The organism is Rhodocyclus tenuis (assembly GCF_014197755.1).
In the GTDB taxonomy this organism is placed as follows: domain Bacteria; phylum Pseudomonadota; class Gammaproteobacteria; order Burkholderiales; family Rhodocyclaceae; genus Rhodocyclus; species Rhodocyclus tenuis.
Window position 1 is genome coordinate 301,546 of the sequence record NZ_JACIGE010000002.1, and the last position, 14,107, is coordinate 315,652.

Annotated in this window: 15 protein-coding genes; 8 read left to right on the forward strand and 7 right to left on the reverse strand. The window is 67.4% G+C overall.

All coding sequences use genetic code 11. The features are described from left to right. Positions 1-105: 105 nt before the first annotated feature. Genes GGD90_RS04035 through hemW form a run of 5 tightly spaced genes read left to right on the forward strand, consistent with a single transcriptional unit; the run spans position 106 to position 4,531 of the window. Complete coding sequence (locus GGD90_RS04035; protein WP_153114825.1) at positions 106-1,059, forward strand: serine/threonine protein kinase; 954 nt, start codon at positions 106-108, stop codon at positions 1,057-1,059. Then, the gene (locus GGD90_RS04040) at positions 1,056-1,967 is read left to right on the forward strand and encodes a PP2C family protein-serine/threonine phosphatase (RefSeq protein WP_153114526.1); all 912 of its coding nucleotides are present in this window, start codon (positions 1,056-1,058) and stop codon (positions 1,965-1,967) included. Before GGD90_RS04035 ends, GGD90_RS04040 begins: the two co-directional genes overlap by 4 nt. 13 nt (positions 1,968-1,980) lie before the next feature. Next, positions 1,981-2,715 (forward strand): ribonuclease PH, encoded by a 735-nt coding sequence (gene rph, locus GGD90_RS04045; protein ID WP_153114527.1) that lies wholly within the window; start codon positions 1,981-1,983, stop codon positions 2,713-2,715. Continuing rightward, positions 2,712-3,308: an RdgB/HAM1 family non-canonical purine NTP pyrophosphatase gene (rdgB, locus tag GGD90_RS04050; RefSeq protein WP_153114528.1), complete on the forward strand. Its 597-nt coding sequence runs from the start codon at positions 2,712-2,714 to the stop codon at positions 3,306-3,308. The genes rph and rdgB overlap by 4 nt, the downstream gene beginning before the upstream one ends. Positions 3,309-3,367: 59 nt before the next feature. Then, complete coding sequence (hemW, locus tag GGD90_RS04055; RefSeq protein ID WP_322741630.1) at positions 3,368-4,531, forward strand: radical SAM family heme chaperone HemW; 1,164 nt, start codon at positions 3,368-3,370, stop codon at positions 4,529-4,531. 68 nt (positions 4,532-4,599) lie between these two features. On the opposite strand, the gene GGD90_RS04060 is transcribed toward hemW, so the two are convergent. Then, entirely contained in the window at positions 4,600-5,790 is a 1,191-nt protein-coding gene (locus GGD90_RS04060; protein WP_221227649.1) for an ankyrin repeat domain-containing protein, read from the reverse strand. Between GGD90_RS04060 and GGD90_RS04065 the strand changes: the two genes are divergently transcribed. Continuing rightward, the gene (locus GGD90_RS04065) at positions 5,789-6,316 is read left to right on the forward strand and encodes an energy transducer TonB (RefSeq protein WP_184414919.1); all 528 of its coding nucleotides are present in this window, start codon (positions 5,789-5,791) and stop codon (positions 6,314-6,316) included. The two genes, GGD90_RS04060 and GGD90_RS04065, sit on opposite strands and share 2 nt — an antisense overlap. 54 nt (positions 6,317-6,370) lie before the next feature. Here the strand turns inward: GGD90_RS04065 and trmB are convergent, their stop codons facing one another. The 3 genes from trmB to thiS all read right to left on the reverse strand — a co-directional run bounded on the left by trmB (position 6,371) and on the right by thiS (position 8,202). Next, on the reverse strand, positions 6,371-7,114 hold the full coding sequence (gene trmB, locus GGD90_RS04070) for a tRNA (guanosine(46)-N7)-methyltransferase TrmB (protein ID WP_153114531.1): 744 nt from the start codon (positions 7,112-7,114) through the stop codon (positions 6,371-6,373). Between the two features lie 2 nt (positions 7,115-7,116). Beyond that, positions 7,117-7,911, reverse strand: a complete 795-nt coding sequence (locus GGD90_RS04075; RefSeq protein ID WP_153114532.1) for a thiazole synthase — start codon at positions 7,909-7,911, stop codon at positions 7,117-7,119. Positions 7,912-8,001: 90 nt separating this feature from the next. Next, on the reverse strand, positions 8,002-8,202 hold the full coding sequence (thiS, locus tag GGD90_RS04080; protein ID WP_153114533.1) for a sulfur carrier protein ThiS: 201 nt from the start codon (positions 8,200-8,202) through the stop codon (positions 8,002-8,004). Between the two features lie 180 nt (positions 8,203-8,382). Between thiS and GGD90_RS04085 the strand changes: the two genes are divergently transcribed. Both GGD90_RS04085 and GGD90_RS04090 read left to right on the forward strand, forming a co-directional pair. After that, a complete protein-coding gene (locus tag GGD90_RS04085) occupies positions 8,383-9,549 on the forward strand; it encodes an ABC transporter substrate-binding protein (protein ID WP_153114534.1) in 1,167 nt (388 codons plus the stop codon). Continuing rightward, positions 9,546-9,794: a hypothetical protein gene (locus tag GGD90_RS04090; RefSeq protein ID WP_153114535.1), complete on the forward strand. Its 249-nt coding sequence runs from the start codon at positions 9,546-9,548 to the stop codon at positions 9,792-9,794. Before GGD90_RS04085 ends, GGD90_RS04090 begins: the two co-directional genes overlap by 4 nt. Positions 9,795-9,898: 104 nt before the next feature. Here GGD90_RS04090 and GGD90_RS04095 read toward each other — a convergent pair whose 3' ends face one another. From GGD90_RS04095 to iorA, 3 genes are read right to left on the reverse strand one after another with little or no spacing between them, the layout of a single operon-like run. Further along, on the reverse strand, positions 9,899-11,143 hold the full coding sequence (locus tag GGD90_RS04095; protein ID WP_153114536.1) for a phenylacetate--CoA ligase family protein: 1,245 nt from the start codon (positions 11,141-11,143) through the stop codon (positions 9,899-9,901). 37 nt (positions 11,144-11,180) lie between these two features. Further along, the gene (locus GGD90_RS04100) at positions 11,181-11,768 is read right to left on the reverse strand and encodes an indolepyruvate oxidoreductase subunit beta (RefSeq protein ID WP_153114537.1); all 588 of its coding nucleotides are present in this window, start codon (positions 11,766-11,768) and stop codon (positions 11,181-11,183) included. Continuing rightward, positions 11,765-13,606, reverse strand: coding sequence for an indolepyruvate ferredoxin oxidoreductase subunit alpha (iorA, locus tag GGD90_RS04105; RefSeq protein ID WP_221227650.1), 1,842 nt, complete (start codon positions 13,604-13,606; stop codon positions 11,765-11,767). The genes GGD90_RS04100 and iorA overlap by 4 nt, the downstream gene beginning before the upstream one ends. Positions 13,607-14,107 lie beyond the last annotated feature (501 nt).

Below are 14,107 nucleotides of genomic sequence, written 5' to 3' on the forward strand. Positions count from 1 at the left end.
GAGCGGGAGTCGTTGGCTGCCCTGGCATGCCGCCGGGCGCCGGCTTTACACGTTTCCGGCAAACACTGAAAATGGCCGAAGGACATCATGATAGCCGCTACCCCGATGGCGCAACAAGCCAACCACGCCCTGCCGACCGGTTTCCAGCTCGACGAATACCGGATCGAGCGGCAGCTGTCATTGGGGGGCTTTTCCATCGTCTATCTGGCGACCGACGCGCAGGGCAAGGAAGTCGCGATCAAGGAATACCTGCCGAACAGTCTGGCGCTGCGCGGCGAAGGTGAAATCTGCCCGACGATCACGCCCGAGCACCTGCCCGCATTCCGCTACGGCATGAAGTGCTTCTTCGAGGAAGGGCGCGCGCTGGCCCGCCTGTCGCACCCCAACGTCATCCGCGTGCTCAACTTCTTCCGCGCCAATGAAACCGTTTATATGGTGATGGAATACGAGCACGGGCGTACGCTGCAGGAGTTCGTGCAGAAGAACCGGCCGGCGATCACCGAAAATTTCATGCGCAACGTGTTTACGCGCCTGCTCAACGGGCTGCGCGAGGTGCATTCGCACAAGCTGCTGCACCTCGACCTGAAGCCGTCGAACATCTACATGCGCAACGACCACACACCGCTGCTGATCGACTTCGGTGCGGCGCGGCAGACGCTGGCCGCCGACACGCCGATGTTGAAGCCGATGTACACGCCGGGCTTCGCCTCGCCCGAACACTACCAGCAGCGCGAACTGCTCGGTCCGTGGAGCGACATCTACAGCGTCGGCGCGTCGATGTACGCCTGCCTCGCCGGTTCGGCACCGCAAGCCGCCGACACGCGCCTCGACAAGGACCAGCTGATCCCGGCGATGGTGCGCTGGGAGCATGAATACTCGGACCAGTTGCTGGAAACGATCGACTGGTGCCTCAGCCTCAATCACCTCTACCGGCCGCAAAGCGTCTTTGCGTTGCAGAAGGCACTCACCGAACCCGTCTTACCCAGACCGGCCAAGCGTGAAGCCGGCTGGATCGGTCAGATCGTCGGCAAACTCAAGAAGAAAACGGCGAGCAAATGAAGTTCACCATCTTTCAGGAAAGCCGCCGCGGCCGGCGTGCCAACAACGAAGACCGGCTCGGCTACTGCTATTCGCGCGATGCGCTGCTGATGGTCGTCGCCGACGGCATGGGCGGCCACTACTACGGCGAAATCGCCGCGCAGATCGCCGTGCAGACCCTGACCGGCGCCTTCCAGCGCGAAGCGCTGCCGCAGCTGCAGGACCCTTTCCTCTTCCTGCAGAAAGCGATCAGCAATGCGCACAGCGCGATCCGCGACTACTCCAGCGAACAGCGCCTGAACGACTCGCCGCGCACCACCGTCGTCGCCTGCATCGTGCAGGACAACGTCGCCTACTGGGCGCACGCCGGCGATTCGCGTCTGTACCTGATGCGCGACGGCCGCATGCTGGCGCGCACGCGCGACCACTCACGCGTACAGCTCTTGATCGATCAGGGCGCGATCAGCGAGGCACAGGCCACCAGCCATCCGGAACGCAACCGCATCTGGAGTTGCCTCGGCGGCGAGCAAGCTCCGGAGATCGAGTTCTCGCGCAAGACGCCACTCGAAAACGGCGATGTACTGGTGCTCTGCAGCGATGGCGTGTGGGGGCCGATGCCCGGCGAACTGATGGCGATGTCGCTGAAGGACGCCAATCTGATGCAGGCCGTGCCGATGCTACTCAGCCAGGCCGAAGTGCGCGCCGGTACGCACGCCGACAATCTGTCGATGATCGCCGTGCGCTGGGAAGACAGCTACTTTGACCAGACCACCAGCGCCGTGTCGACGAAAACCATGCCGATCGACGCGATCACCACGCACCTTGACCAGTTCGGTCGCAATCCGGCGTACAAGAGCGAGCTCACCGACGACGAAATCGAACGCGCCATCGCCGAAATCAACCACGCCATCCAGAAGTTCTCCAAGTAAAGACAGGAAATCCATGCGTCCCAGCCAGCGTCAGCCCGCGCAATTGCGCGACATCCGCATCACCCGCCGCTTCACCCGCCACGCCGAAGGCTCGGTCCTGATCGAAGCCGGCGACACGCAGGTGCTGTGCACCGCCAGCATCGAAGAGAACGTTCCGCCCTTCCTGCGCGGCAAGGGACAGGGCTGGGTCACCGCCGAATACGGCATGCTGCCGCGCGCCACGCACACGCGCGGCGCGCGTGAAGCGGCCAAGGGCAAGCAGAGCGGCCGCACGCAGGAAATCCAGCGCCTGATCGGCCGCTCGCTGCGCGCGGTGGTCGACCTGAAGGCGCTCGGCGAACGCCAGATCACGCTCGACTGCGACGTGCTGCAGGCCGACGGCGGCACGCGCTGCGCGTCGATCACCGGCGCCTGGGTGGCGCTCGCCGACGCCTGCGCGCTGCTCGTCGCCAAGGGCAAGCTGCCGGCCAGCCCGCTCAAGGACCACGTCGCCGCCGTCTCGGTCGGCCTTTATCAGGGCCTCGCCGTACTCGACCTCGACTACGCCGAAGACTCGAACTGCGATACCGACATGAACGTGGTGATGACCGGCAGCGGCGGCATCGTCGAAATCCAGGGAACGGCCGAAGGCGAACCCTTCTCGCGCGCACAGGCCGACAGCCTGCTCGACCTCGCCAGCGGCGGCATCGCGCAACTGATCGCGGCGCAGAAAGCGGCGCTGGCACAGGCACTGGCAAGCGCCGCATGAAGCTCGTCCTCGCCTCGAACAACGCGAAAAAGCTCGGCGAGCTGCACGCCATCCTCGCGCCGCTCGGCTGGGAGCTGATCGCGCAGGGCGAACTCGGCGTCAGCGAGGCCGAAGAACCCTACTGCACCTTCGTCGAGAACGCGCTGGCGAAAGCCCGCCACGCCGCGCGCGTCACCGGCCTGCCGGCGCTCGCCGACGATTCGGGCCTCTGCGTCGACGCGCTCGGCGGCGCGCCCGGCGTGCTCTCGGCGCGCTACGGCGGCGAACCGAAGTCCGACGCGCGCAACAACGAAAAGCTGTTGGCCGAACTCGCTGCGCTCGGCCCCGGCGTCTCGCGCCGTGCGCACTTCGTCTGCGTCATCGTTTTCGTGCGCAGCGCCGACGACCCGCAGCCGCTGATCGCCGAAGGCGAGTGGCACGGCGAGCTGCTGCCGGCGGCCGACGGCGACGGCGGTTTCGGCTACGACCCGCTGCTGTGGATCACCGACTGCCAGGCCAGCGTCGCCAATCTGCCCGCCGCCGAGAAGCACCGCCGCTCGCACCGCGGCCAGGCGCTGGCGCGGCTGGTCGAGCGCCTGCGCCAACGCGGCTGAGCAAGCCGGAGCCCGCTCTGCCCACGCCGACCCAGCCCGCCGCGGCAACGCCCGGCGGCTTGCCGCCGCTGTCGCTCTACGTGCATTTCCCGTGGTGCGTGAAGAAGTGCCCGTACTGCGACTTCAACTCGCACGCGGTGGTCAATGCCATCCCGGAAGACGCCTACGTCGCCGCGCTGATTGCCGATCTGGAAACGGCAGTACCACTCGTCGGCGAACGGCCGATCAACACGGTGTTCTTCGGCGGCGGCACACCAAGCCTGCTCTCGCCCGGCGCCGTCGGCCGCCTGCTCGACGCCTTCCGCGCACGCATCACTTTCGCCGACGACGCCGAAATCACGCTCGAAGCCAATCCGGGAACGGTCGAAACGGCCGGCGGCGAACAGGCTTTCGCCGCCTGGCGCGCTGCCGGCGTGAACCGGCTATCGCTCGGCGTCCAGAGCTTCGCACCAACGCAACTTGCCGCGCTCGGCCGCATCCACAGCGGCGACGAGGCGCGCCGCGCCATCGACAACGCGGCGCGGCACTTCGACAATTTCAACCTCGACCTGATGTACGCGCTGCCGGGGCAGGACCTGGCCGGCGCGCTGCACGACGTGGACACGGCGCTCGCCTTCGCGCCGCCGCACCTGTCGTGCTACCAGCTGACGCTCGAACCGCACACCGCCTTCGCCGCCGCGCCGCCACCGCAACTGCCCGACGACGACATCGCCGCAGCGATGCAGGAAGGGATCGAGGCGCGTCTCGCCGCCGCCGGCTATACGCATTACGAAACCTCGGCCTTCGCCCAGCCCGGCCGGCAGTGCCGGCACAACCTCAACTACTGGCAGTTCGGTGATTACCTCGGCATCGGCGCCGGCGCGCACGGCAAGCTGACCGTGAATGAAGACGGCCAGCCGCAGATCGTCCGTCAGGTGCGCTGGCGGCAGCCGGCGCGCTACCTCGCCGAAGCCGCGCAACGAACGCCGCTGGCGGAGGAATTCACCGTGCCGGCGAACGAGCTGCCGTTCGAATTCATGATGAACGCGCTGCGCCTCAACCAGGGCTTCGCCGACAGCCTGTTCAGCGAACGCTGCGGCCTGCCGCTGGCGCTGATCGAGGAGCGCCTTGCCGCTGCCGAAGCCGCCGGACTGATTGTTCGCGGCGACGGCCGCATCGCGCCGAGCGCGCGCGGCCAGCGTTTTCTCAACCGCCTGCTTGAAGGCTTTCTCGACGCCGAATAAGCGCCGATTGAGCGCCGGCCGCCCGCTCGCGGCAAACCTGATCAGTCCGCCGGCCCTCGCCTGCCCCCTTATTTCGGCAACCGGTCGATCGCGTCGTTGAGGCGGCGGCGCAGTTCGTCGGTCGAGCGCCCCTGCACGCTGGCGATGCGGATTTCGCGCAACAGGTCGGCGACCTCTCCCGGCGTGCTCGGCCCGCTGGCGGTGCGCGCCGCCGGCGTCGTTTCGGCCTTGCCGGATGGCGGGCCGCCGGCAGCGACGAGTTCGGCGCGCTCGCCGACCTGGCCGCGGCGCGCGGTGATGACCAGCGTTCCCGGCGTCTGCGGCCGCGGGAAGGGGCGGCGCGATGCCTGTGGGCTCGGCGTACTCGCCTTGCGGAAAGCGTCGACCGCGGCATAGAACTTCTGCCGCAGCTCGTCGGTCTGCTTGCCCTCGGCCTGCGCCTGACGCAACTGGCGCAGCAGCTGGTCGATGTCGTTCGGCGCTGCCGCCGAGCGGCTGGCGGTACCGAAGCTTTCCTTCGGCGCCTTGACGGCGATGGCGAATTCCTCGGGCGACGAAATCATCTTGCCCAGACGCAGGTGGTCGTAGCGCATCGCCATGGTCAGCGCGCTGTCGCCCCAGTCGTTCTTCGCCTTCGGGTCGGCGCCGGATTCGAGCAGCACCTTGGCCAGATCCTCGCGACCTTCGCGCGCGGCGAGGATCAGCGGCGTCGACAGGTTGGGCGAACGCGCATTGACCTGCGCGCCGCGCTCGATCAGGTAACGCGCCACCTTTTCCTGGCCGTTGAACACCGCGTAGTGCAGCGCGCTCCACTGCTGGTCGTCGCGGTTGAGCGCGGCGCCGTGCTCGAGCAGCCACTTCACCGCGTCGAGATGGCCGTTCCAGGCAGCGAGCAGCAGCGCCTGTTCGCCATTGCGATTGACGCGGCGCGGGTTGGCGCCGCGTTCGGTGAACAGCGTCATCATCGGAATGTCGCCGTTCCAGGCGGCGATCATCAGGCCGCTGCCGACGCGGTCGGCCTGGAATTCGGGGTCGAGCCCCTCGTCGAGCCAGCGCTTGACCGTGCGCGTGTCGCCGCGCTCGACGGTGATGCCGAACTCGATCGGGTCAGGCGGCGCCGCCTGCACGCCGGCGGCTGCCAGCCAGATGAACGCCGCGAAAGCCAGTCTGCGCATTGCCTGCATGGTTTCTCTCCCTGAGCCGTCGCCGCTGGCGTGCGGCGTCGTGTCTGTCGTTTTGGTGCACAATATTGCGCTCATGCCCGCCCGCCTTGCCCTTGCCTTCGCCCTGTCGGTCGCGCTGCACGCCGTGCTGCTCTTTGCCGGCGCCGACAGCCGCCGCGCGCCGCCAGCGCCACCGCGGCTGGAAGCGCGCCTGCGCCTGCCGCCGGCGCCACCGGCCGAGCCGCTGTTGAAGAACACACTCGCCGCCGAACCCGAGCCGGCAAAACCCGCCGCCAAGCCACTGCCGCCGCCCGCCAGCGCTGCAAAAACCCCGGCCGCTGCACCGAAGCCGACGCCGGCACGCGAACTGCGCGCGGCGCAGAAGAAGCTCGCGCAGCACCAGTACTACCCGCCCGAGGCGATCGCCGCCGGACTCGAAGGCGAGGTGCGCCTGCTCGTCCTGCTCGACGCCGACGGCCAGATCAGCGACGTGCAGATCGCCGCCAGCAGCGGCCACCGCATCCTCGACGCCGCGGCGCAGCGCGCCGCCTTCGCCATGGGCTCGCTACCCGGCAGCAGCCGGCGCGAACTGATCCTGCCGGTCGCCTTCCGTCTGCGCTAGCGACGCGCTCGACGCTGGCGGTGGCGGTGGCGGTGGCGGTGGCGGTGGCGGCGCCTAGCCGGCGCGCCGGCGGAAAACCACGTCCCAGACGCCGTGGCCGAGACGCAGGCCGCGCTGCTCGAATTTGGTCAGTGGCCGGTAGTCCGGGCGCTTGGCAAAACCCTCGGCGGTATTTTCGAGCAGCGGCTCGGCGCTGAGCACCTCGAGCATCTGTTCGGCGTAATTCTCCCAGTCGGTGGCGCAGTGCAGATAGCCGCCGGGCGCCAGCCGCGAGGCGAGCAACGCAACCAGCGGCGGCTGGATCAGCCGGCGCTTGTGGTGGCGCGCTTTCGGCCACGGGTCGGGGAAGAAGATGTGCGCGCCGGCGAGCGTGCCGGGCTGGATCATGTCGCGCAGCACCTCGGCGGCGTCGTGCTGGACGATGCGGATGTTCGGCAGCGCGCGCTCGGCAACGAGCTTGCACAGGCTGCCGACGCCCGGCGTATGCACCTCGACGCCGAGGAAATCGCAGTCGGCGCGAGCGACGGCGATGGTCGCCGTCGTTTCGCCCATGCCGAAGCCGATTTCGAGAATCTTCGGCGCGCCGCGGCCAAAGAGCGCATCAAGGTCGAGCGGCGCCGGCGTGTAGGGCACGCCGATCTTCGCCATCATGCTTTCGTGGTAACGCTGCTGCGCGTTGGAAACACGGCCCTGGCGCAGCACGAAGCTGCGGATCGGCCGGTGTACGGGCAGCGACAAATTGTCGTCCTGTGGGCCCGGTGAATCCGCTGAGTTCGGAGAGTTCGTTGCGCCGCCCATGCTCAGGACCCGATCAGGCCGCTGGTCGGCGACGACGGGTCGGCCGAGTAGAACTTGCGCGCCATGCGCCCGGCGAGGAAGGCCTCGCGGCCGGCCTCGACGGCTTTCCGCATCGCCGACGCCATCAGCACCGGGTCCTGCGCGTGCGCGATGGCGGTGTTCATCAGCACGCCGTCACAGCCGAGTTCCATGGCGATCGCCGCATCCGAGGCCGTGCCGACGCCGGCGTCAACCAGCACCGGCACTTTCGCCGCGTCGAGGATCAGGCGCAGGTTCCACGGATTGACGATGCCCATGCCCGAGCCGATCAAGGACGCCAGCGGCATGATCGCGACACAGCCGATGTCTTCGAGCATCTTCGCCTGGATCGGGTCGTCGGCGCAGTAGACCATCACCTGGAAGCCTTCCTTGACCAGCGTTTCGGCGGCCTTCAGCGTTTCCGGCATGTTCGGGAACAGCGTCTTCGGGTCGCCGAGGACTTCGAGCTTCACCAGTGCGTGGCCGTCGAGCAGTTCGCGCGCCAGACGCAGCGTGCGCACCGCGTCGTCGGCGGTATAACAGCCGGCGGTGTTGGGCAGGATGGTGAACTGCGCCGGCGGCAGGAAGTCGAGCAGGTTCGGCTCGCCAGCGGTCTGGCCGATGTTGGTGCGGCGAATGGCGACGGTGACGATCTCGGCGCCGGAGGCATCGATGGCGGCGCGGGTTTCGGCGAAATCCTGGTACTTGCCGGTGCCGACGAGCAGGCGCGAGCGGTATTCGCGGCCGGCGATGACGAGCGGGGAAGCGTTGCGGTTCATGATCTGTCCGGAAAAGGAAACGTTAGGACGCGTTGGCGACCAGGGCGGCGCAGTTCGACAGCGGGAGCGGGAGCGTGCATGCCTGCCGGCTCAGCCGCCGCCGACGGCGACGACGATTTCGAGGCGGTCGCCGTCATTGAGCAGCGTCGCGCCGTGCAGGCTGCGCGGAACGATGTCGCCGTTGCGCTCGACGGCGATGCGCTTGCCCGTAAAACCGAGCGTTTCGACCAGCGCGGCGACGCTGAGTGCGGCGGGAAAGGAGCGGCTTTCGCCGTTGATGACGAGTTCCATGGGCGACGATTCTATCATTGCCCGATTGCACCGGCAGTGCCGCCCCGGGCGGCGCAGCCTGCCTTGCGCCACCAGCCAGGTGCGTGTGCGGCAGGCGGCTTGCGTTTGCGCCGGGCACGGCGCGCGCTTGCGACAGAATGCGCGATAATCGCCGCCATCCCCCTGTTCGAGGAATTTGCCATGCCCCAGCGCTTCTTTCGTCCGCGTCTGCTGTCCACGCTGCTTGCCGCGTGTCTGTTCGGTGCCGCCGGCGCCGCGCTTGCCGAGATCAAGGTCGGCGTGATCACCTCGTCGACCGGCCCGGTCGCCGTCGTCGGCATTCCGCAGAAGAACACCGCAGCGATGCTGCCGACCGAAATCGGCGGTCAGAAGATCGACTACATCCTGCTCGACGACGCCTCCGACCCGACCAACGCCGTCACCAACCTGAAGAAGCTGCTCAGCGAGCAGAAGGTCGATGCGCTGATCGGACCGTCGTCGACGCCGGCGGCGACGGCGATGCTCGACTTTGTCGCCGAAGCGAAGACGCCGCTGCTGACGACGGTCGGCTCGTCGTCGCTGGTGCTGCCGATGGACGAGAAGCGCCGCTGGGTGTTCAAGACGACGCAGAACGACAGCCTCATCGCCGAAGCGGTGGTCGCGCACATGCACGCCAACGGCATCCGCACGCTCGGCTTCATCGGCTTCAACGATCCCTACGGCGAAAACTGGTACAAGGTGTTCGCGCCGATGGCCGAAAAGGCCGGCATCCGCATCGTCGCCAGCGAGCGCTACACGCGCACCGATCCGTCGGTCACCGGCCAGGTGCTGAAGCTGCTCACCGCGCGTCCCGACGCGGTGTTCGTCGCCGCTGCCGGCGGCCCGGCGGTGCTGCCGCAGCAGGCGCTCGCCGACAAGGGCTACAAGGGCAAGATCTACCAGACGCACGGCGCGGCGACCAACGACTTCATCCGCCTCGGCGGCGCCAAGGTCGAAGGCACGCTGATGGCCGGCGGCCCGATGCTCGTTGCCGACGATCTGCCGGCGAGCAACCCGATCAAGGCCGTCGCGCAGAACTACATCAAGCTCTACGAAGCGAAGTACGGCGCCGGCACCACCTCGACCTTCGGCGCCAACACCTGGGATGCCGGCCTGCTGCTGCAGAAGACGATCCCGGAAGCGCTGAAGAAGGCCAAGCCCGGTACGCCCGAGTTCCGCGCCGCACTGCGCGACGCGCTCGAGCAGGCCAAGGAAGTCGTCGGCGCGCAGGGCGTGTTCACGATGAGCCCGCAGAACCACAACGGCATGGATGCGCGTGCGCGGGTGATGATGACGGTCAAGGACGGGCGCTGGACCGCGTTGCCGTGAGCGGCATCGAGCACTACGTCGAGGAACTGGCGCAGATCGACCGCGAGATCGAGCATTACGCGGCGATCTGCGGCGTCGACCTCGCCGACCACGACGCGGTCAAGCGCTGCCTGAAACAGCCGCATGGCGACTGGGCCGACGACAAGGCGCGCGCCTCGCTGCACGGACTGCTCGTGCTGCGCATCAAGGTCGAAGGCGAAATGATCGCCGAGGGCCTCGTCCCGCGCGAGCTGAACGGCTGGTAGCCCGCCAGGGCTGCGCAGGAAACAACAAGGGCCGCCTCCCTCCGTGGAAGCGGCCCTTGTGCGTTCACGCCCGGCCCGCTGCGAGCGAGTCGGGCGGCAACAAGCTAGTAGCGGTTATCGAACACGCGGTTGGTCTTCTTCTCGCTGCGTGGCAACTCGCCGATGGCGACCGCCTTCGGCACAACGGTCAGGCCGATGCGCGTCTTGCAGCGCTGGCGCACCGCCGCCTCGACGCCTTCGCGGTGCGTGCCGGCGACCGTTTCAAAAAACACGGTCATCACGTCGTGGCCTTCGATGTGGTCGATCATGATCTGGAATTCGCTGCTGGCGCCCTCGACCTCGTGCAGTACCTCGTCGATCAGCGCCGGGAAGATGACGACGCCCTTCACCTTCACCATGTCGTCGGTGCGACCCATGATCGTGTCGATGCGCGGAAAGGCCGAGCCGCAGGCGCACGGGCCGGGGATGAAGCGCGTCAGGTCGTGCGTGCGGTAGCGGATCAGCGGCGCGCCCTGCTTACGCAGCGTGGTGATCACCAGTTCGCCGAGCTCGCCCTCGGCGACATGCTTGCCGGTGTGCTGGTCGATGATCTCGAAATAGACGAAATCGTCCCAGTAGTGCATGCCGCAGGCGTGCTCGCACGAAATGCCGATGCCGGGACCGTAGATTTCGGTCAGCCCGTAGATGTCGTAAAGCTCGACGCCGAGCTCGCGCGCGATGCGGCTGCGCATCTCCTCGCCCCAGCGCTCGGAACCGATGACACCCTTGCGCAAGTGCATGCGCTCGCGGATGCCGCGGCGCTGGATTTCCTCGGCCAAGAGCAGCGCGTACGACGAGGTCGCGCAGAGCACCGTGCTCTTCAGGTCGATCATCATCTGCAGCTGGCGGTCGGTATTGCCCGGCCCCATCGGCACGGCCATCGCGCCGAGGCGCTCGGCGCCGGCCTGGAAGCCGATGCCGGCGGTCCACAGCCCGTAACCCGGCGTGATCTGGATGCGGTCGGTGTTGGTGATGCCGGCCATTGCGTAGCAGCGCGCGAACATCTCGGCCCAGTCCTCGACGTCCTGCCGAGTGTAGGGAATGATCACCGGCGTGCCGGTCGTTCCCGACGACGAGTGGATGCGCACGACTTCCTCGTCAGGAACCGCCTGCAGGCCGAGCGGGTAGGCGTCGCGCAGGTCGGCCTTTTCGGTGAAGGGCAGCTGTTCGAACTGTTCCCAGCTCTGGATCGCCGAAAGATCGATGCCGGCGTACTTGGCGCGGTAGAAGGCGCTGCGCTGGTCGAGGCCCGCGAGCAGGCGGGTGATCGCAGCGAGCTGCGCCGGCTTCTGGAAAGTGGATTGACTCATTGCTGCAGACCCTTCGCTGCTACGCGCCGCGGCGCATTCATGCCCGGGCGCCCGCGTGCAGCGCCCTGATATTCAAGTCGACGAACTTCGGCCGCACCGTGGCGCGGATGGCGGCTTCCAGCTGCTCGAGCGTGAAGTCGAGCGCACCGGCAGCGGCGGCCGCGCCGAGCAGGACGACGTTGAGCGCCTTGAGTGAGCCGATTTCGGCACAGAGCGCGTCGCCATCGACGACCACCAGCCTTGCGCCGCAGTCGCGCAGACGCCCGAGCATTGCCTCGCCGCTGTATTCGGTGCGCGTCAGCGCCGCCGACGCCGGCGCCACCGTTTGCGCGTTGCTGACGATGCAGCCGCCGGGACGCAGGTAGCGCAGGCAGCGCACCGCCTCGCCCGGCTCGAAACCGATCAGCGTGTCGGCGCTGCCCGGCGTCAGCACCGGCGAGGCGATCGCCGAATCGGAAACGCGCACGTGGCTGACCACCGAACCGCCGCGCTGCGCCATGCCGATCGTTTCCGAGGTGCGTACCGCGAGGCCAGCGTCCATCGCCGCGCGCGCGACGAGCTTGGAAGCGAGCACGGTGCCCTGACCGCCGACGCCGGCGATCATGATGTTGCGCTTGAGGCTCATGGCTGCACCTCGCCGGTAGTTTCGGCAGTGACGGTGCTGATCGCGTCGAACGGACACATCTGCAGGCAGATGTCGCAGCCGTAGCACAGCGCCGGGTCGATCGAGGCCTTGCCGTCGACGCTCATGATCGCGGGGCAGCCAAGCTGGTTGAAGCAGATCTTGCACTTGCACTTCTCGGCGTCGACGGTATAGGTGACGCCCGGCGGCGCGACGTGGATGCACGGCGCCTTGAAGATCAGCGCCGCAACACCGTCGGCCGCGGCGTCGGCCGCACGCAGCACGGCGGCCTGCGCGGCTTCGAGCTGCAGCGGATCGCAGGTTTCGACGTGCTTGACGCCGACGGCCTGCAGCACGGTCGCGATGTCGATCTTGTCGGCGATCTCGCCCATCATCGTGTCGCCGGTGCCGGGATGCGGCTGGCAGCCGGTCATCGCGGTGGTCGAGTTGTCGAGAACGACGACGACGATGTTGGTCTGGTTGTACACGGCGTTGATCACGCCGGGGATGCCGGTGTGGAAGAAGGTCGAATCGCCGATGAAGGCGAAGTGCACCGCGTCCGGCTCGACCACCTGCAGGCCCTGCGCGACGGTGATGCCGGCGCCCATGCACAGGCAGGTATCGACCATGTCGAGCGGCTTGGCGTTGCCGAGCGTGTAACAGCCGATGTCGCCGCAGAAGACCGACTTGCGCTTGCGCATCGCGCGCTTGACGGCGAGGAAGGAAGCGCGGTGCGGACAGCCGGCACAGAGCACCGGCGGGCGCACCGGCGGTTCGGCCGCGCCCTCGGGCGCCGCGGCACAGTGGGCGGCAGGCGCCACCGGCAGGCCGAAAAAGCCGGCCAGCGCGCGCGTCACCGAATCGACGGTGTTTTCGCCGGCCACCTGAATGTGGCCGCTGCCCTTGCCGAGCACGTCCACCGGCAGGTGCTGCTCGCCGGCCAGGCGCTGCAGCTCGCGCTCGATCACCGGATCGAGCTCCTCGACGACGAGAACGCGCTCGACGCCCTCAAGGAATTCACGCGCCAGACGCTTGGGGAAAGGATGCGGCGTCGCCACGCGCAGCAGCTTGTGCGCCGGCACGGCATCGCCGAGCGCGGCCAGCGCCTCGGCGATGTAAGCGCTGCTGATGCCGTGCGTGGCGATGGCCAGCGTGCCTTCGCCGGAAAGCGAGTTGCGCGGATACGACGAGAATTCCTCGCCGATCACCGGCAGCTGCTGCTCGATGCGGATGTGGTTCTCGTAGGAGAGGCGCGGGAAGATCACCCACTTGGGGTCCTTGACGAAGCTGGCTGGCGCGCGCGGCCGCAACGTCTCGCTGATGGCCACCGGCGCGTTGCCGTGGCAGACGCGCGTCGTCGGGCGGAAGATCACCGGTGTGCCGTAGCGCTCGGACAGGTCGAAGGCGTCGGCCATCATCGCGTACGCCTCTTCCGGCGACGCCGGGTCGAACACCGGCAGCTTGGCGAACAAGGCGAAGGTGCGCGTGTCCTGCTCGGTCTGCGACGAAATCGGGCCGGGATCGTCGGCAACGACGATGACCATGCCGCCCTTGACGCCGATGTAGGCGAGGCTCAGCAGCGGATCGGCGGCAACGTTGAGGCCGACCTGCTTCATGGTGACCATCGTCCGCGCGCCGGCATACGAGGCGCCGGCGGCAACTTCCAACGCCACCTTTTCGTTCACCGACCACTCGACGTGGATGCCGCCCGGATTGCGCTTCGACACCGTCAGCAGGATCTCGCTCGACGGCGTGCCTGGATAGCCGGTCACCACCCCCACCCCCGCAGCGATGGCGCCCAGCGCGATCGCCTCGTTACCCATCACAAACTCGGTTGCCACTCTCTGAGCCACTCCAAAGGGTTCGGTTGCCGGCCGGCGCCCAATGGGGCGAAATCCGGGCGGAGCTTTTTGCAGCCGGCGATTATATAACGCCGGCGGGGGGGGCTAGGGCGGTGGTTGGAGCGGGCACGCTGCGGCTCGGTGCCCCTCAGTGCGGAACGTCCGCCTTCCAGCCACGAAGGAGAAATGCCAATGCTCGTTACCCGCGGCAAAACCGCCATCAACTTATGCGAGATGACTTTTCTGGCAGAGTCGAGTACGCTTTCACAGCAAAAGTTCTCAGTCGAAATACGCATGGCCGACGCGCCAGCCTTAAAACTGCGAAGGGTTTTCCGCACACCTGACCCAACGGGCGAGGGCAGAGTTTTTTTAGCGATGATTCTATTACCCCCATCCTTAGTCGTAATTCCAATTACGCCAATTGTCTGAGAACGTTAATTTTTGCGCAGATCACATACAGCTATGAGATGGAGCACCTCTTCTTTTGAGTCCACTTGAAGT

Excerpts from the sequence above, each read along its gene's own strand:
- rph (WP_153114527.1), top strand. The coding sequence starts at position 1,981 with ATGCGTCCCAGCCAGCGTCAGCCCGCGCAATTGCGCGACATCCGCATC.
- rdgB (WP_153114528.1), top strand. The coding sequence starts at position 2,712 with ATGAAGCTCGTCCTCGCCTCGAACAACGCGAAAAAGCTCGGCGAGCTG.
- GGD90_RS04065 (WP_184414919.1), top strand. The coding sequence starts at position 5,789 with ATGCCCGCCCGCCTTGCCCTTGCCTTCGCCCTGTCGGTCGCGCTGCAC.
- GGD90_RS04095 (WP_153114536.1), bottom strand. The coding sequence starts at position 11,143 with ATGAGTCAATCCACTTTCCAGAAGCCGGCGCAGCTCGCTGCGATCACC.
- trmB (WP_153114531.1), bottom strand. The coding sequence starts at position 7,114 with ATGGGCGGCGCAACGAACTCTCCGAACTCAGCGGATTCACCGGGCCCA.
- GGD90_RS04060 (WP_221227649.1), bottom strand. The coding sequence starts at position 5,790 with ATGAGCGCAATATTGTGCACCAAAACGACAGACACGACGCCGCACGCC.
- GGD90_RS04100 (WP_153114537.1), bottom strand. The coding sequence starts at position 11,768 with ATGAGCCTCAAGCGCAACATCATGATCGCCGGCGTCGGCGGTCAGGGC.
- GGD90_RS04035 (WP_153114825.1), top strand. The coding sequence starts at position 106 with ATGGCGCAACAAGCCAACCACGCCCTGCCGACCGGTTTCCAGCTCGAC.
- GGD90_RS04085 (WP_153114534.1), top strand. The coding sequence starts at position 8,383 with ATGCCCCAGCGCTTCTTTCGTCCGCGTCTGCTGTCCACGCTGCTTGCC.
- GGD90_RS04075 (WP_153114532.1), bottom strand. The coding sequence starts at position 7,911 with ATGAACCGCAACGCTTCCCCGCTCGTCATCGCCGGCCGCGAATACCGC.
- thiS (WP_153114533.1), bottom strand. The coding sequence starts at position 8,202 with ATGGAACTCGTCATCAACGGCGAAAGCCGCTCCTTTCCCGCCGCACTC.
- GGD90_RS04040 (WP_153114526.1), top strand. The coding sequence starts at position 1,056 with ATGAAGTTCACCATCTTTCAGGAAAGCCGCCGCGGCCGGCGTGCCAAC.